General features: G+C 73.9%; 12 protein-coding genes. 4 read left to right on the forward strand and 8 right to left on the reverse strand.

The features are described 5' to 3' along the window. The first annotated feature begins 20 nt into the window (after window positions 1–20). Both R4Z62_RS32235 and R4Z62_RS32240 read left to right on the forward strand, forming a co-directional pair. Window positions 21–836 (forward strand): geranylgeranylglyceryl/heptaprenylglyceryl phosphate synthase, encoded by an 816-nt coding sequence (locus R4Z62_RS32235; protein WP_491521645.1) that lies wholly within the window; start codon window positions 21–23, stop codon window positions 834–836. Then, window positions 833–1,651, forward strand: coding sequence for a Moenomycin biosynthesis protein MoeN5 (locus R4Z62_RS32240; RefSeq protein WP_355483384.1), 819 nt, complete (start codon window positions 833–835; stop codon window positions 1,649–1,651). The genes R4Z62_RS32235 and R4Z62_RS32240 overlap by 4 nt, the downstream gene beginning before the upstream one ends. 25 nt (window positions 1,652–1,676) lie before the next feature. On the opposite strand, the gene R4Z62_RS32245 is transcribed toward R4Z62_RS32240, so the two are convergent. From R4Z62_RS32245 to R4Z62_RS32275, 7 genes are all read right to left on the reverse strand, one after another. Next, window positions 1,677–3,269: a carbamoyltransferase C-terminal domain-containing protein gene (locus R4Z62_RS32245; RefSeq protein ID WP_064536918.1), complete on the reverse strand. Its 1,593-nt coding sequence runs from the start codon at window positions 3,267–3,269 to the stop codon at window positions 1,677–1,679. Then, the gene (locus R4Z62_RS32250) at window positions 3,266–4,672 is read right to left on the reverse strand and encodes a hypothetical protein (RefSeq protein ID WP_491521646.1); all 1,407 of its coding nucleotides are present in this window, start codon (window positions 4,670–4,672) and stop codon (window positions 3,266–3,268) included. Before R4Z62_RS32250 ends, R4Z62_RS32245 begins: the two co-directional genes overlap by 4 nt. Further along, on the reverse strand, window positions 4,662–6,173 hold the full coding sequence (locus R4Z62_RS32255; RefSeq protein WP_064536919.1) for a B12-binding domain-containing radical SAM protein: 1,512 nt from the start codon (window positions 6,171–6,173) through the stop codon (window positions 4,662–4,664). The genes R4Z62_RS32250 and R4Z62_RS32255 overlap by 11 nt, the downstream gene beginning before the upstream one ends. Before the next feature lie 138 nt (window positions 6,174–6,311). Continuing rightward, window positions 6,312–7,829, reverse strand: coding sequence for an asparagine synthetase B family protein (locus R4Z62_RS32260; RefSeq protein WP_491521647.1), 1,518 nt, complete (start codon window positions 7,827–7,829; stop codon window positions 6,312–6,314). Beyond that, window positions 7,826–9,046 (reverse strand): glycosyltransferase family protein, encoded by a 1,221-nt coding sequence (locus R4Z62_RS32265; RefSeq protein WP_382851916.1) that lies wholly within the window; start codon window positions 9,044–9,046, stop codon window positions 7,826–7,828. Before R4Z62_RS32265 ends, R4Z62_RS32260 begins: the two co-directional genes overlap by 4 nt. Beyond that, entirely contained in the window at window positions 9,036–10,970 is a 1,935-nt protein-coding gene (gene asnB, locus R4Z62_RS32270; RefSeq protein ID WP_491521648.1) for an asparagine synthase (glutamine-hydrolyzing), read from the reverse strand. Before asnB ends, R4Z62_RS32265 begins: the two co-directional genes overlap by 11 nt. Window positions 10,971–10,987: 17 nt before the next feature. Beyond that, a complete protein-coding gene (locus R4Z62_RS32275) occupies window positions 10,988–12,049 on the reverse strand; it encodes an NAD-dependent epimerase/dehydratase family protein (RefSeq protein WP_355483376.1) in 1,062 nt (353 codons plus the stop codon). A 328-nt stretch (window positions 12,050–12,377) separates the two neighbouring features. Here R4Z62_RS32275 and R4Z62_RS32280 point away from each other — a divergent pair, with 328 nt between their 5' ends. After that, entirely contained in the window at window positions 12,378–14,102 is a 1,725-nt protein-coding gene (locus tag R4Z62_RS32280; RefSeq protein ID WP_491521649.1) for an ABC transporter ATP-binding protein, read from the forward strand. Continuing rightward, on the forward strand, window positions 14,099–16,132 hold the full coding sequence (locus R4Z62_RS32285) for an ATP-binding cassette domain-containing protein (RefSeq protein ID WP_491521650.1): 2,034 nt from the start codon (window positions 14,099–14,101) through the stop codon (window positions 16,130–16,132). Before R4Z62_RS32280 ends, R4Z62_RS32285 begins: the two co-directional genes overlap by 4 nt. Before the next feature lie 12 nt (window positions 16,133–16,144). Here R4Z62_RS32285 and hemA read toward each other — a convergent pair whose 3' ends face one another. Then, a complete protein-coding gene (hemA, locus tag R4Z62_RS32290) occupies window positions 16,145–17,371 on the reverse strand; it encodes a 5-aminolevulinate synthase (protein WP_491521651.1) in 1,227 nt (408 codons plus the stop codon). Window positions 17,372–17,412: the final 41 nt, after the last annotated feature.

Below are 17,412 nucleotides of genomic sequence, written 5' to 3' on the forward strand. Positions count from 1 at the left end.
ACGACAAGGGGGTAAGGCCGGTGAACACCACACCGCATCCGGTCCCGCACGACACCGTCCGCACGGCGCCACCACTGCTCGGCCCGGGGGACGTCCTCACCCGGCTGCGCGGTCACGCCCGCGGACCGGTGCACATCATCGACCCGTTCAAGGTGCCCCAGGAGGAGGCCGTGGAGAAGGCCAAGGTCCTCGACGACCTGGGCTTTCCCGCCCTCATCCTGGCCAGCACCGACTACGAGTCCTTCGAGACCCGTATGGACCCCTACATCGCGGCGATCAAGGAGGCCAGCTCCCTTCCGGTGCTGCTGCACTTCCCGCCGCGCAAGGGCCTCGGCTTCCCGCTGGCCCGCGGCGCCGACGCCGTGCTGCTCCCGGCTCTGCTCGGCTCCCGCGACGACTACTACGTCTGGAAGAGCTGCCTGGAGACCGTCGCCGCCCTGCCCGGCCGGGCGGAGCGCGCCGACTGGCCCGAACTGCTGCTCACCGTCGCCCTCACCTTCGGCGAGGACCGCAGGACCGGCGACCTGCTCGGCACCGTGCCGGTCGCCACCGCTGGCACCGAGCAGATCGACCGGCACATCGCGGTCACCCGCAGCTTCGGCTTCCACCTGGTCTACCTGTACTCGCGCCACGCACGGGTGCCGGGCGAGGTGGTACGCCGCTTCCGCGACCGGCTCGACCCCGGCCAGATCCTCTTCGTCAGCGGCAACGTCCGCCGCCGCGAACAGGTCGACGCCTATCTGGAGGCGGGCGCCGACTACGTGGGCTTCGCCGGGGCGCTGGAACACCTCGACTGGCGCACCACCCTCACCGAGATGGCGGGAGGCACCCGGTGACCCTGGCCCTGCCGGACACGTACACCACCGCCATGCTCGCCACCGAGTCCGCCAACCGCGACCATGTGACGGACTTCGTCGCCCGCAACGGCGGATCGCCCGGACTCGTCGCCCACACCGCCGCGTTGCGGCTCTATCTGCGGGTGCCGCACTTCCTGACCGAGTGGATCGGCGACCCGGCGCTGCGCGCCCGGGTCGCCCGCGCCCTCGTGTCGGACATCGTCGCCATGAAGCTGCTCGACGACCTCATGGACGACGACACCGGACTGAACCGCGTCGAACTCGCCTGCCTGTGCCTGCACCTGCATCTGACGGCGGTGCGGGAGATGTGCGCCCTCGCCGAGGACCCCCGGTCCGTCACCGACCTCCTGGAGCACGACTTCACCACCGTGTGCACCGGCCAGATCCGCGTCAAGAGCCACCGCGCCCGCGACCTCGACGGCTGGCGGGCCGGTGCCAGTACCTACGGGGCGTCCTTCCTCGGCTGCTACGGGTCGCTGGCCGCGATCTGCGGCCGGGCGACCGGGTCGGTGGGCCCCGCCCGCCGCTTCGCCGAGGCGTTCGGCACGATCATCACCATCGCCGACGACCTCACCGACTACGACCGCAACGGCGAACGGGCCGGGAACCTCGGACACCTGATGCGCACCGGCGCCGTCCCCGCCGCCGAAGTCGCCGCGCTGCTCGGGCAGTTGCGGGCCGACGCCCTGGACGCGGTGCGGGAACAGCCGGCCGCCCTCGGTCTGGAGGCGGTGACCGAGCTGTACACCACCGACGTCCTGGACCGGCTGCTCCCCCTGCACACGGCGCCCTGACGGCGGTGCGCGGCGCGGCGATGGCCTACCGGGATCCGTCCCGGTGGGCCATCACCTCGTCGAAGACATACAGATCGACGCCGCTGTCCGCGAAGTCCTCCAGCACCTGCGCCGCCGTGTGCGCGATGGCCCGGCCGGGCCCGTTCAGTGACGTGTTGATCAGCGCGGGTACCCCGGTGGCGGCCTCGAAGGCGGCGAGCAGCCCGTGCAGCCGCCGCTCGCCCGGCCCCAGGGTCTGGACGCGGCAGGTGCCGTTGACATGCCGGGCCTCGGGCGCGGTCCCCTCCGGCAGCGGATACTCGAACAGCATGTACGGCGAGGGGTGGGCGTCCGGGAACAGCTCGGCGAAGCGCTCCTCGCGCATCACCGCGCCCAGCGGCCGGTACCACTCCCGCCGCTTCAGCTCCTCGCTCATCCGCTTGCGCATCCCGGGCACGGCCGGACTGCCCAGCAGGGAGCGGTGTCCGAGCGCGCGCGGCCCCAGTTCGGCGGCGCCCTGCGTGTACGCCACCACACCGCCCTCCGCCAGCACCCGCACCACGGCCCCGGCGTCGTACTCCCGGGGCGTCAGACCCGCGGCGCCCAGCGCGTCCAGGACATCGGAGCGGGCCTCGCCGGTGCCGTTGCCGTAGACGCCGATCGGGTCCGGCCGCTGCCCGAGCACATAGGTGAGCGCGTACACCCCGGCCCCCGCCAGATGGCCCGCGTCGCCGCAGGCGGGCGGGATGGCGAGGTCCCGCCCGAAGGAGGTGCGCAGCGCCGAGTTGGCGACGATGTTCAGGGCGCAGCCACCGCCCAGCGCCAGCGGGCCGACGCCGGTCGCGGTACGGGTGGCGTACCGGTCCAGGACCGCGTGCACGGCCTCGGTGAACAACTCCTGGAAGGTGGCCACCACATGGGCGGCCGTCTCGAACTCCGGGGCGAACTCGGGCCGCAGCGCGAGCCGGGCCCGTACCTCCTCGGCCAGGCCCAGATCGTGCATCACGCGCGGGTCGACGGCCGCCAACTGCTCGCGCACGGCCGGATCGGGACTGCCGTAGCCGCCCAGCGCCATCACCTTGCCGGCCACGCTCGGGCTCTTGCCGAAGCCCAGCAGATGGCCGATGGCCGTCCAGCCGAAGCCGTTGCCGTACCAGGGCAGCGGATCCTTGGCGACCCAGGTCAGTCGGGTGCCGTCCACCCGGAACAGGGAGCTGCGGGTCAGCTGGCCGCGGCCCTCGTTGACCAGGACCAGGGTGCCGTCCTCGTGCCCGGCGTAGTGCGCGGCCAGCGCGGCGTGCGACACCTCGTGGGTGACGACCACGCACTCCACCCGCCGCCCCAGCAGATCGCACACCGTGCGGTGGTGCGGCGCCCCCGCGCCGATGCGCCGCATCGCCTCGTCCAGGTCGGGGATCTTCAGCAGCGCGCTGCGCACCGGTGTGCTCACCGCGACCAGTGCGATCCCGTCCGCGTCCACACCCGGCTGGGACAGCACATGGCGCAGGGCGATGTCGCTGCGGTGGTCGTGCTTGACCCGGGTGAGCCGTTCGGTCTCGACGGCGAACGCGAGCCGGCCGTCCTCGAAGTAGCCGACGCCGGTGTCATGACCGGCGGAGTGCAGGGACAGTACCTTCATCGGCGCTCCTGGTCAGCGGGGGAGGGGGTGCGGACCGCCGAGTACGGGGCCCACTCGATGCGGCGCAGCGGCCGGCCGGCCAGCCCGCGCAGGTACAGTTCGGCGCCCACGCCCGCGAACCACGCGAAGTACAGCCACTTGATGGCCGCCTTCCGCACGCCGTGCCGCAGCCCGCGGGAACCGTCGAAGGCGGTCAGCGGCCACAGTCCGGAGAACAGGACGTGCCGGAAGTAGTACCGGGCCACCGGCAGCGGCCAGTCGGCGAGGTCCACGAGGTGGTTGAGCAGCAGCCGGCGGATCCGGCGGCGGGTCTCGCCCGCCGGTCCGGCGACGAAGTAGTGGCAGCGGGCGTCCGGCACCAGCCGCAGCCGGGCCAGCGGATCGGGCAGGTCCGGGTCGAGCAGGCGGAAGCAGACGTAGCCGTCGTCGGAGACATAGCGGCCCGGCAGACCGCCGGACACCACGTCGGTGGCGACCAGGATGCAGCAGCCGTGCGGGTAGGCGGTCGCGGGCGCCGCGACGGCCTTGGCACGGGCCAGCAGCCTTGAGGTGGCGAACTCCTTGGTGTGCGGCACCTTCGTGGCGCCCATCGCGCCCCGGCAGCCGGCCGCCAGGAAGTCGCGCACCAGCCGGGCCAGACAGCCCTCGGCGAGCGTCACGTCGTCGTCGACCCAGCCCACGCCGACGCAGCCGAGCGCCTCGGCCACCTCGATCGCGGCGTTGAGCGTACGCGGCTTGCCCGGTCCGGGCAGCGAGAGGCCGCACACCGGCAGCCGGGGCAGCCGGTCCCGGGCCCGGCCCACCAGCGCCCGCAGCCGCCGCAGCGCCTCGCGCTCCTCCTCGGCGCAGGACCACTGCATGCCCACGAAGAGCGCGAACGGGGCCTCGGGGTGCGCCGCACCGGCCTTCGCGAGCTGGTCGAGCAGGGCGTCGAGCCGCTCCTCCTGCTCGGCGAGCGTCCCCCGTGCCACGTACGTCGGCGCGACCAGCGCCAGCGCGGGCAGCACCTCGCGGCCCAACGCGGCGGCCGCGGCCCGTACTTCGTCCGTGGCCGCGACGGCGCGCCCGGCCCCGTCCGGCGTACCAGACCCGTCCGGCGCACCGGACCCGTCCCGCCCGTCCCGCCCGCCGGGCCCCTCCGGTCCGTCCCGGTCCTCCCGGATGTCGCGACCCTCCTGGCCGCACTGCTCGTCCCGGCCGCCGTCGTCGTCCGGCAGGACGTGCCGGACCGGCACGGCCCAGGACGGCGGCGGACGGAAGCCGCGGGCCATGGCGCGGCGCGGATGGCGCAGCCACCAGGGTTCGGCGCGGCGGGCCGGGGAGCGGGCGGGCAGCGGTGCGTTGAGGCGGGGTGGCGGGCCCGGACGGGGGCGGGTGTCCGGGCCCGGCGCGTCAGAAGTCACGGTCGGTGTTGGAGGTCGACCGGGCCAGGCTGCGCAGGCCGTCCAGGGTGTTGCGCCACTGGCCGGTCGCGGCCATGTGGCCCAGCAGCGGCTTCACCATGGTGCGGCGCAGGAAGAACGCCCGGTAGGCGGCCTGGGCCCGGTGCTGGGCGTCGGGCACCAGATAGCCGATCCGGCTGTCGAACTCGCCCCGCACGAACTTGTCCCAGTAGTCCTTCGGGATCCGGCCCGCGGCCACCGACTCGGTGTGCAGCGGGGTCCCGGGCAGCGGGGTCGCCGTGTAGAAGCTCGCGTAGTCCAGCGGGATCCGGCAGGCCAGGTCGATGGTGCGGCGGAACTGCTCCCGGCTCTCGTCGAGCCAGCCCACGATGAAGTAGCCGAACCCCTTGATCCCGGCCTCGTGCGCCGAGGTGACGGCCTTCTCGATCTTGGCGATGTCGCTCTCCTTGCGCATCCGCCGCAGGATCTCCGGGTCGCCGTGCTCGATGCCGAACCGCAGCCTCACGCACCCCGCCCCGGCCATCGCCTTGAGCAGCGGCTCGGGCACCAGGTCCACGCGGGTGGGCGCCTCCCAGCGCACCTTCAGGCCCTGTTCGCCGATGAGCGCGCAGATCTCCCGGACCCGGCCGCGGTGCAGGGTGAACACGTCGTCGTAGAACATGATCTCCTTCACCCCCCAGCGCTTCTTCAGCTCGGTCATCTCCCCGACCACGTCCTCGGGGCTGCGGTACATCGACTTCTTGTCGACGGCCTGCTTGAAGCAGAAGCTGCATTTGAAGGGGCAGCCGCGGCTGGAGATCATCGTGGCGAACGGCCGGGGCGCCATGATCGAGTAGTAGCGGTCCATGGGCAGTCCGCCGCGCTCCGGCCAGCCGACCTCCTCCAGGTTCACCATGGGCGCCGCGCCGCCGTCGCTCTCGCGGCTCACCAGACCGCGGATGCCGTCGGGCCTGTCGCCCTGCTCCAGCGCCTCGGCCAGCTCGGGCATGATCGTGATGCCCTCGCCGACACCGACGTAGTCGATGCAGTCGTGGTGCAGGTTCTCGCGCGCGTAGACCTCGGTGTGCGGGCCGCCGAGGATCACTTTGGCGCCGGTGCTCTTGGCCACCTGGCACGCCTCGACGGCGCCGGGCAGTCCGGGCGTGGTGGTGCTGACGCCGACCAGGTCGGGTGCGAAGTCGGCGAGCAGCCGGCGCAGTCCCTCGGCGTCCAGCCCGAGGGCCGGGGTGTCGACCTGGATGACGTTGTGGAAGCCGGCCGTCTTCAGCGCGGTGTGGATGTAGCCGAGCCCGAGGTGCGGCAGCACCCCGGCCCGCTTCTGGATCTGGGTGATCTGACGGGTGTTCAGGCACAGGTCGTGGTGGCGGACCAGGGCGATGCGCAGACCGCGACGGCGCCAGCGGGGCAGTCCGGGACGGGCCGCCGGTGCCGTGGCGGCGGTCGAACAGCTGCCCGACCCCGCTGTCGGACCGGTGCTGATGACGGGCAGTGTCTTCCGCATGGTGTCCCCTCCTTCGGGGGTCGTGCCGGACCGGCCGGTGTGGATCACCGGCGCGTCCGCTCGGCGAGCGCGGTGCAGGAACGGCGGGAAGCGCAGGGTGAGCAGGGGTGCGCAGGGGTGAGCAGGGTGTGCGGAGGTTCAGGAGGCCCCGGGCGCGTGCCCGGACGCCAGGGACTCCAGCTGGAGCAGGTACAGGGCCAGCGGCTGGAGTCGGCTGACCCGTCTGGGCGCGCCGGGCCCGCGCCCGGCGGCCAGCAGCCGCGGCAGGACCCGGTCCCCGCCGCGCCGCCAGCCCGGCTCGGCCCACACCGTGTGGCCCAGCAGCCGCACGAGGTACGCCAGCCGGTGCGCCACCAGGGACGGCCCGTGCCGCTGCGGCACCGCGGAGGCGAAGCCGAGCGCGGCGTGCTCCGGGAAGGCGCGCAGCAGCGCCCGGTCGTGCAGCGTGCCGTCGAGCTGGAGCGGGTGGGGCACCGAGGACAGATGGTCCACCAGCGCGTGGTCGAGGTAGGGGGTGTGGATCAGGAGCCGGTCGCCGCCGAGCGCGAAGGGGGCCAGGGCGATGGAGCGCCGGGTGCGGTTGTGGAAGAAGAAGGAGCCCAGCGGGAAGGCGGCCGGGGCGTGCCGGGCGAGTTCCGCGGCCAGTCGGTCGCGGGCGCGCGCCCTGCTCCACAGCCGGGCGGTGCGCGGTCCCAGCAGGTGCTCGACATGGGCGCCGGTGCGGCCCGCCGCCAGCAGCCGCTCCGCGAGTTCCGGCAGCGCGGCCGGATCGTAGGGGTTCTCCCGGATCAGCGCGATGCTCGGGTTCTGCGCCAGCTCGCCGCCGCCGAGCCCGTCGTAGGACAGGCCGCCGCGGCGGCGCAGAAAGGCCAGCAGCGGCAGTGTCCAGGCGCCGTCGAGGGTGCCCATGCCCTGGCCCGGGTTCGCGGTGAGCTCGGCGCGGAACTGGGAGCGGGGCCGGGGCAGGGTGCGGTGCGGCAGACCGAGCCGGGCGGCGAGTTCGCCGGCCACCCGGGCGTCGGCGCCCGGGTCGGGCGGGAACTTGGCGCCGCTGACGCAGAGCCGGGGAGGCGCGCCCTGCCGGCACAGTTCGAGCAGGATGTGCCGGGAGTCCCGGCCGCCGCTCAGCGGGAGGTCGTAGGGCTCCTCGGGCAGCCGCCGGGCCACGGCGGCGCGGAAGAGGTCGACGAACCCGTCCACGGCCTCGTCACGGGTCATGGCGGCGGGACCGGGCGGCGGGGGCGCCGCGGACCGGACGCGCAGCCCGCCGTCCGACCAGGTCAGGGTGGCGGCGGGCGGCAGTGCCCGGACGGCGGCGAACGGCGTGTCCTCGCCCAGGAAGAAGCCGAGTCGGACGAAGACGGCCAGGGCGTCGTGGTCCAGCGCGGCGGGCTCCCCGGGGACGAGCAGGGCGAGCGGGTCGGGCGACAGGGCCAGGGAGTCGGCGCCGGCGCGGTAGTACAGCGGATGGACGCCGAACCGGTCGTTGCGGGCGCGCAGGCGCTCGCCGTCCCAGCTCCAGGCGGCGAAGACACCTTCGGGCGGCGGCCCGTCGGCCAGTGGGTCGCCGTCCAGCACATGCCCGAGCCGCACCTCCTTGTCGCCCTCGGCGCGCACCCCGTCGGGTCCGGACACCAGTTTGAGCAGGGGTTTCACCGCGCCTCCAGCAGGGGCCGCACCGCATCCCCGATCCGGGCGGTCACCGCGTCCTGGTCGAGGACGGACTCCGCGAAGGAGACGGCCGCCTTCTTGTGCGCCTCGATGGCGGCGGGCCGGGCGAGCCAGTCGTCGACGGTGCCCAGCAGCTCCTCGGGTCCGGCACAGGCGCGGCCCAGGCCGTGCTCGTGGATCAGCCCCGGCACCCACCGTTCCATCGGCAGACCCGACTCCAGCATGAGCACCGGGATGCCGAAGTAGGCCGCCTCCAGGGTGGTGTTGGGGCCCGCCTTGGAGATGAGCAGGCCGTGCGGGGAGCGGGCGGCGCGGTCGATGTAGTCGAAGTACTGGGTCTGGGTCAGCCTGCTGTGGAAGCGCCAGTGCGCGAGCCGGGCCGCCCCGGCGGCGGCCCGGTGGGCGAGGCCGGGGTCGTCGTAGCCGACGAAGACGAGGTCGGTGTCCGGGTGGGTGTCCGCGATGTGCCGCACCAGGTCGAGATAGGTGTCGCCGCCCCGGTTGCAGAAGACGATCAGCCGGGGCCGGTCCGGATCGTCGTCGCCGCCCCAGGGCTCCTCCGGCCCGTCCGCCTCCCGGGCGGACCCCGCGGTCATGAAGTCGCGCAGGTCGTGCTGGGCGACCAGCGGGCCGATGACCCGCACCCGGGCGGGATCGCCGCCGCAGTCGGCCAGCAGCCGGTCGCGGGCCCAGTCGAACCCGACCAGGGTGAGATCCGGGTACGGGCTGCGATGCAGGGGCAGTTGGAGCAGCCCCGGGTTGGTGACATGGCTGACCACCCGGGTGCGCACCCCGGACAGCCGTACGGCGGCCACGCACAGCCTCGCCACGAAGCCCTTGGTGCCGACCACGACGTCCGGCGCGGTCCGCGCCAGATGCGCGGTGAGCGGGGCGAGCGCCGTGCGCTGCGCGGGTGTGGGAGCGGCCTCGAACCCGGCCGGGAACCGCTCCTGGAGGCGCCCCATGAGGCCCATGTAGCGCTCGGTGCGGGTCGCGGCGTCGGGGCTGGTCAGCGAGATGGTGCGGATCTCCGCGCCGGCCTCGCCGAGCCAGGGCAGGATCGGCTCCGCCTCCAGCAGGACGGTCTCCGCCTCGACGGCGGTGCGCAGCGCCCGGGAGAAGCGGGTGGCGGCGAGGTAGTTGCCGAACTCCCCCCAGGTCCGGGGGGAGAGCACCTGGATGATCGGGCGGTCACGGTGCACGGTGGGTCTCCTCGGTGAGAGCGAGGGGTGCGGGCGGGGCGGCGGCCCGGCCGCGGTACCAGAGCTGGTAGACCAGCAGGGCCCACAGCTTGCGCGAGGTGTCGCGCCGGCCGCTCAGATGGTCGTCGGTCAGGACGCGTACGGCCTCCGCGTCGAACAGGCCGTCGCAGCGCAGCGCGGCCGGCGCGAGGGTGTCCAGCAGCAGCGGGCGCAGTTCCTCGCGCAGCAGGGCCGCCAGCGGGGCGCGGAAGCCGAGTTTGGTGCGGTGCACGATGGTCCCGGGCAGCCACTGGGACGCCACCCGGCGCAGCAGGTACTTGCCGGTCAGGCGGCGCAGTTTCAGCGCGGTCGGCAGGGAGTTGCCGTACTCGACCAGATCCTGGTCGAGGAAGGGCGCGCGCACCTCCAGGGCGCTGCGCATGCCGCCGCGGTCGGTCTTGGTGAGGATGGTGTCCCGCAGGAAGTGCGCGAAGACGGCGAGCTGGCTGCGCTGCACACCGCTGAGGCCGTCCTGCCCCTGGAGCAGCCGGGAGATCTCGGCGAACGGATCGGGCCCGGCCAGGGCGGCGGCGCGGGCGTCCGGTGTGAGCAGCGTGGCCGACTCGCCCGGCCCGAAGGGGGCCGTGGACAGGTAGAAGCGGTGCTCGGGCGCCGCACGCAGACCCCGGGCCAGCAGCCGCAGCGCCGCCGTGGCCGGGAGGTTGCCCGTCCGGGCGGGCAGCACCCGTACGAGCGCGCCCAGCAGGGCCTGGAGCCGGTGCGCCGGCATCAGCCGCAGCAGCACCTCGATGGCCCGCTCGGCCTGGAAGTAGCGGTAGCCGAGCAGGAGTTCGTCCGCGCCGTCGCCGGTGAGCACCCCGCGCACCTGCTGCCGGGCGGCCCGGCAGACGATACGGGTCGGCAGCAGCGAGGGATCGGCCAGCGGCTCGTCGGCCGCCGCGTACTCGGACTCCACCACGTCGGCCAGGTCGCGGCCGGTGACGCGGACCGTGTGGTGCTCGGTGCCCAGATGGCGGGCGACCGTGCGGGCGTGGCCGCTCTCGTCGAAGTCCCGGTCGGCGAAGCCCGCGCTGAACGTCGGCACCGGGCGGCCGGGGGAGAGCTGCTGGGCCACCGCCGCCACCGCGCTGGAGTCCAGGCCGCCGCTGAGCAGCACGCCCAGGCGCCGTTCGGTACTGGTGACCCGGCGGGCCACGGCCGCCCGGAACAGCTCCTCGAACCGGTCGGCGGCCTGCCGCACCGGCACCCGCTGCCCCGCACCGAGACACGGCCGCCAGAACTCCGCCTCCGTGACCTCATTGTGACTGACCGTCACATAATGACCGGGGCGGACCTTGTGCACGCCGGTCACCGCCGAGCCGGGCGCGCAGAACGCCTGGAAGGTGAGGTACCCGGCCAGGGCTGCCGGGTCCGGGGTGCGCGGGGCGTCCGGATGGCGCAGCAGCGCGGTCAGTTCGGAGGCGAAGGCCACTCCGCCCGGCACCCGGGTGTAGTACAGCGGCTTCTTGCCCATCGGGTCGCGGGCCAGCACGGTCGTCGACGTCCGCGCGTCGTGCAGCGCGAACGCGTACATGCCGCGCAGCCGCTCCAGTACGGCCGTGCCGTACCGCTCGTACAGCTCGACCAGGACCTCGGTGTCGCTCCCGGTGCGCAACCGGACCCCGTCCGCCCGCAGTTCACGGCGCAGCTCCGCGTGGTTGTAGATCTCCCCGTTGAGGACCAGCACCGTCGATCCGCCGGCCGAGCGCAGGGGCTGGCGGGCCCGCCCGGGGTCGACGAAGGTCAGCGCGCAGTGCGCGAAGGTCACCCCCCGGTGGTGGCACCAGCTCGACCCGTCCGGGCCGCGGTGCGCGACGGCGGCCAGCATCCGCCGGGCCGTGGCCACGGACGCGTCCTGTCCGCCGCCCGGGTCGCTGAATCCCACGAAGCCGCACATGCCGGCTATGACCGGTCGGTGGGTGTCATCCCGGTCCGGCCGCCCGCGCCGGACGTCCCGGCGGCCGGCGCGGGCGGCGGCGCAGCGAGCGCGTGCCGGGCCCACTCGACCTGGGTGGCCAGCCCCGTCCGCAGCGGGGTGCGCGCGGTGAACCCGAGCAGCCGCTCGGCCCGGCCGACGTCCGCTGTGGTGCACCGCACGTCCCCGATCCGGGCCGCGCCGTAGCGCACATCGGGCCGCGCCCCGGTCAGTTCACCGGTGAGCGCGAGGACCTCGTTGACCGAGGAGGCACTGCCCGTGCCCACGTTCAGCACGGTGCTGCACCGGTCCGGGCAGACCGCCGCGAGGACCAGCGCGCGCACGATGTCGAGGACGTACACGAAGTCGCGCACCTGGGTGCCGTCGCCGTACACCTCCACGGGCCGGCCCTCCAGGGCGGCGCCGATCACCCGGGAGATGAACATGTCGGGCCGCTGCCCGGGGCCGTACACGGTGAAGAAGCGCAGCGCGCTGACGGTGAGCGCGGTGTCCCGGCGCGCGGCGAAGGCGAGCGCCAGCCGCTCGGCGGCCAGCTTGGTGACCCCGTAGGGGGACAGCGGGCGCGGCAGGTCGTCCTCGCTCATCCGGCCCTCGGCACCGCCGTACACGCTCGACGAGGACGCCATGACCACCCGCGGCACCCCGGCGCGCACGCACGCGTCCATGAGGCGCTGGGTGGCCAGGACATTGCAGTGCAAGTACTCCGGGAATTGCGTCCAGGACGGCCGCACACCCGGTAAGGCGGCTAAGTGGAAGACCACCGAGGCGTTTTCCAGACAGGACGAGAGATCGGCGAAGGCGAGATCGGCGTGGACCGCGCGCAGCGCACCCGCCGTCGCGGTCGACGGAATTTCACGCCCGGCCCAGGAGGCTTTTCGATCAATACCCACGACATGCGCACCACGGCGCCGGAGATCCTCCACAAGATGTGCACCGATGAAACCGGCCGCACCCGTGACCACCACTTTCCCGGTGAGCCCCGGAACGTTCCCGGACGCGCCGCCCGCGTCCCGCGCGTCACTCGGCATGAGAAATCCCCCTCGCGTCGAACGAACCCGATTGTTCAAGGCGGTGCTCCGTACCGGCGCCGGCCCCGGGCACGGACGGCCGTCACCATGGGACCTCGGACGCCCCCGGAAAAGACACAGGGCCAATGAATTGTGACCGAAAACAGTCGGCCCGCCCCGCTGACGAACGCGATCAATCGCGATCAATTGGCCCGGAAGACCTGTGGAGTCTAGCAGCGCGCCGAAACCGCAGCAACGGTTCGCATTCCACCGTCCCGTGTGATTCCCAATGCGCGGGCCGGACTTTATCCTGGGGCCTTCCGCCGCCCGGCGAAGGGGGAGGACCGCTTTGACAGCCAGTCCGTTACGGCAGCTGTCCCTGCTGATCCGCTATCTGCGCGGCGAACGCCCGGCCGTCCTGCTGCTCGCGGTGCTCGTGCCGCTCGGCGTCGTCCTCCAACTGGCCGCCCCCTACCTGCTGCGCCGCTTCGTCGACAGCGCGCTCACCCAGCGGCCCGCCCAGGCCCTGTTCACCGTCTCCCTGTGGTACCTGGCCGCCGCGGTCGCCCTGCTCGGCGCGACCATCGGCGCCGACGCGCTGGCCTCCCGCCTCGCCTGGCGCGCCACCAACCGGCTCCGGGCCGACCTCGTCGCGCACAGCCTGCGCCGCTCCGCACGCTTCTACCAGCGCCACCCGCCCGGCGAACTCGTCGACCGGATCGACTCGGACGTCACCCGCCTCGCCTCCGTGATGTCCGCGCTGCTCCTCGAAGTCGCCGCGCAGGCCCTGCTGGTGGGCGGCATCCTCGCCGCGCTCTTCCTGCTCGACTGGCGCCTGGCCCTGGTCTTCGCGCCCGTCGCCGCCGGCACCCTCGTCCTGCTGCGCCGCCTGGTCGGCCGGGCCATGCCGTTCGTCGCCGCCCGCCGCCAGTCCTCCGCCGAACTCCTCGGCTTCCTGGAGGAACGCCTGGCCGCCGCCGAGGACCTGCGCGTCAACGGCGCCTTCGACGCCACCCTGGCCGACCTGGAACGGCGGCAGGCCGAGCTGTACCGGCGGGCCCGCGACGCGGCCCGCGTCTCCGTGCGCTGGCCCGCCACGGTGCAGGGCCTGTCGACGGCCAGCGTCGTCCTCGCCCTCGCCGTCAGCGTGTGGCTGCACTCCGCGGGCCGCCTCACCACCGGCACCGCCTTCGCCGCGCTGTCCTACGCCATGCTGCTGCGCCGCCCGCTGCTCGCGATCACCACCCGCTTCCAGGACCTGGAGGAGGCCGCCGTCTGCGTACGCAGGCTGCGGGACCTGCTGCCGCGGCGGCCCCCGGCGGACACCACCGCCACGGCGCTGCCGCCGGGCCCCCTCACCGCCGCCCTCGACCGGGTGACCTTCTCCTACGAGCCGGGCGAACCCGTGCTGCGGGAGGTCTCCTTCCGGCTGGAACCCGGTGAGCGGCTCGGGATCGTCGGCCGTACCGGGAGCGGCAAGTCCAGCGTCCTGCGGCTGCTGTTCGCGCTCCACCACCCCGAGCGGGGCGCCGCCCGCGTCGGCGGCGCGGACGTGCGCAACCTGGACACGGTCGTACTGCGCCGCCGGGTGGCGCTGGTCACCCAGGAGGTGCAGGTCTTCCACGCCAGCCTCCGGGACAACCTGACCTTCTTCGACCCCGCCGTCGACGACGGGCGGGTGCGGGACGCGCTCCGGGAGGCCGGACTCACCGACTGGTGGCGAGCCCTGCCCGACGGACTCGACACCGTGCTCGGCACCGGTGCTCGCGGCATGTCCGCGGGCGAGGAGCAACTGCTGTCCCTGGCGCGGGCGTTTCTGCGCGACCCGGCCCTGGTGCTGCTGGACGAGCCCACCGCCCGCCTCGACCCGCACACCGAGGCACTGCTGCTGCCCGCCCTGGAACGCCTGCTGACCGGCCGCACCGCCGTGGTGGTCCAGCACCGGCCGCACGCGCTCGGCCATGTCGACCGCATCCTCGTCCTGGACGAGGGCACCGTCGTCGAGGACGGCCGCCGCACCGTCCTGGCCGCCGATCCGACCTCCCGCTTCCACGGACTGCTGGGCGCCGGATGAGCGCCACCGAGAACGCCGAGAACGCCGAGAACGCCGGGGACACCGAGAACGCCGCGTACACCGAGGAATCCGAGGGCACGGAGGACGCCGACGACACGATGGACACCCCCGACACCACGGTCGCCCAGGGCTCTTCGAATGCCCCCGACGCATCTGCCGCATTCGCATCCGACACCGCATCCGCACCCGACACCGCATCCGCATCCGACACCGCGGCCGCCACCGCCACCGCGCCGCCGTCCCCCGAGTACGCCACCGGACCCCCCGCGCACGGCGGCACCCGCTCCACGCTGCGCCGCCTCGCCGCCGCACTGCGCGGTTCGGCCGCCGCCTACTGGACCCTGACCGGCCTGTGGGTGCTGCTGCGGGCCGGTACCCTGGCGGTCGGCCTGCTCTTCCAGCGCCTGTTCGACGGCTTCGACCGCGGCGACGGGGTGTGGCTCCTGATCGCCTGGGTGGCCGCCGTCGAGACGGCCCGCCTGTGCCTCCAGTTCGCGGTGATGATCAACCGGCTGGAGCCGCGCGTGCAGTACGGCACCACGGCCCGGCTGCGCCGCGAACTGCTGGGCTCCGCGCTGCGCCGGCCGGGAGCCGCCGCCGGCACCGCGCCCGGGGAGACGCTGCGGGCGGTCGGCGAGGACGTGGACGAGACCGGGTTCTTCGTCGCCTGGGCCCCCACCAACCTCGCCCACTGGCTGTTCGTGATCGCCTCGGTCACCCTCATGATGCGCATCGACGCCGTGGTCACCTGCGCCCTGCTCGTCCTGCTCGTCCTGATCACGGCGGTGACGGGCGCCGTCCACGGCCGTTTCCTGCGCTACCGGCGGGCCACCCGCACCGCCTCCGCCCAGGTCGCCGGAGCCCTGCGGGAAGCGGTCGGCAACGTACGCGCGGTGCAGGCCGCCGCCGCCGAGGAGCATGTGGGCGCGCACATCGGACGGCTCGACGACGCGCGGGCCCGAGCGGCGGTGCGCGAGGAACTCTTCGCGGGCGTGCAGCGCACGGTGATCGCCAACGCCGCACCGGTCGGCGTCGGCGTCGTCCTGCTGCTCACCTCCGGCCGCGCGGGCCACGGGGCGTTCAGCGTGGGCGACCTGGCGCTGTTCATGTTCTACCTCCAGATCCTCGCGGAGGCCCTGGCGTCCATCGGCATCCTCTCGGTCCGGCTGCAACGGGTCACCGTGGCACTCGGCAGGATCGCCGGCTTCCTCGGCGAGACACCGCACGCCCCGCCCGGGGAGGCCGGGCCCGGCGCACCCGTCCGGAAGGCCGGTCCGGACCCGGACCCGGACCCGCACCCGCCGCTGCGCGAGCTGACCGTGCGCGGGCTCACCGCCCGCCACTTGGGCACCGGGCACGGCGTCCACGACGTCGACCTGAGCGTCGTGCGGCACGGTGTGACCGTCGTGACCGGCGGTGTCGGCGCAGGGAAGACCACGCTGCTGCGGGCCGTCCTCGGACTCCTGCCGTGCGAACGCGGCACCGTGCTGTGGAACGGCGAACCGGTCGCCGACCCCTCCGCGTTCCTGGTCGCCCCGCGCTGCGGCTACACCCCGCAGGCGCCCCGGCTGTTCAGCGGATCGGTCCGCGAGAACGTGCTGCTCGGCACCGCCGACGACGACGGCACGGTGCTGGCCGGCGCGGTGCGCGCCGCCGTCCTCGGCCCCGATCTGGCCGCGATGCGCGAGGGCCCGGACACCGTCGTGGGACCGCGCGGGCTGAGGCTCTCCGGCGGCCAGCTGCAACGGGTCGCCGTGGCCCGCATGCTGGCCCGCCGCCCCGAGCTCCTGATCCTCGACGACGTCTCCAGCGCCCTCGACCCGGACACCGAACACCTGCTGTGGCAGCGGCTGCTGGAGCGGCGGGCGACCGTGCTCGCCGTGACGCACCGGCCCGCGCTGCTGCGCGCGGCGGACCGCGTGGTGGTGCTCAAAGACGGGTGGGTCGAGGCGGCCGGGCCCCTGGAGGACGTCCTCGCCGCGTCGCCCGAGATGCGGCGCATCTGGTCCGGCGGCCGGGGCGGCCGGTGACGGGCGGACCGCTCACGGCAGCCGGGCGACCTCGCGCGGCGTGCTCCCGCGCGGGGCGTCCAGCTCGGACCAGACGGCGTCCAGGGCGGTCACGAACTCCCTTACCTCGTCCGGCTCGTGCACCGCGGACGGCGCGATGCGCAGGATCTCCTCGCCGGCCGGGACGCTCGGCGCGTCGACCGCCTGCACATAGATGCCGTACCGCTCCAGCAGCAGGGCCGACATCCGCTTGCACAGCCGCTCCTCGCCCACCAGGGCCGAGACGATGTGCGTGCGGTCCGACAGGAACGGGATGTCCCGCTCGCGCAACAGGGTGTGCAACAGACGGGCGTTGACGGCGAGCCGCTCCCGCTCCCGCGTACTGCCGCGCAGATGGCGTACGGCGGCCAGGGCGCCCGCCGCGACCGCCGGGGGCAGCGCGGTGGTGAAGATGAACGAACGGGCGTACGCGCGGACCGCGTCCAGCAGCACGGCGGGCCCGGCCACATAGCCGCCGGTCATGCCGAACCCCTTGGCGAGCGTGCCCATCACCAGGGTGAAGGAGGCGGCGAGGCCCTCCTGTGCGGCCATCCCCGCGCCCTCGGGCCCGTACATGCCGACCGCGTGCACCTCGTCTAGGAAGGTCACCGCGCCGTGCCGCTCGGCGGCCTCCGCGATGCCGGCCAGCGGGGCGATGTCCCCGCGCATCGAGTGCACCGACTCGGTGACGACGAGTTTCGGCCGCTCCGGGGCCACCGAGGACAGCAACTCCTCCAGATGCGCACGGTCGTTGTGCCGGAAGATGAACTTCTCCGCCCCGCTGTGCCGCAGTCCGTCGATGATCGACGCGTGGTTCAGCCGGTCGGAGAAGACGGCGCAGTCGCCGATACGCCCGGCGAGGACGGACAGCGTCCCCTCGTTCGCCGAATAGCCGGAGGTGAACAGCACCGCGTCCTCCTTTCCGTGCAGCGCGGCGAGTTCCTCTTCGAGAGCGACGTGACAGTGGTTCGTGCCGCCTATGTTGCGTGATCCGCCGGACCCCGCTCCGTATTCGTCGACGGCCCGCTTCATCGCGGCCAGAACCTCCGGATGCTGCCCCATACCCAGATAGTCGTTGCTGCACCAGACCGCGATTTCGCCATGGTGCGCGGTGGTGGCGGCGGGGAATCGGCCGGCGACCCGGCCGAGCTGGAGGAACTCCCTTTTGCCCGCGGCTGTTTTCTCGGCGAGGCGAGCGAAGAAATCGATGTAGTCCGACATGTCCGGGCCCACTCCCTGTCGCTTCCCAACCGGCGCGGGCC

The sequence above is a fragment of the Streptomyces sp. PL-25 genome (genome assembly GCF_058344915.1).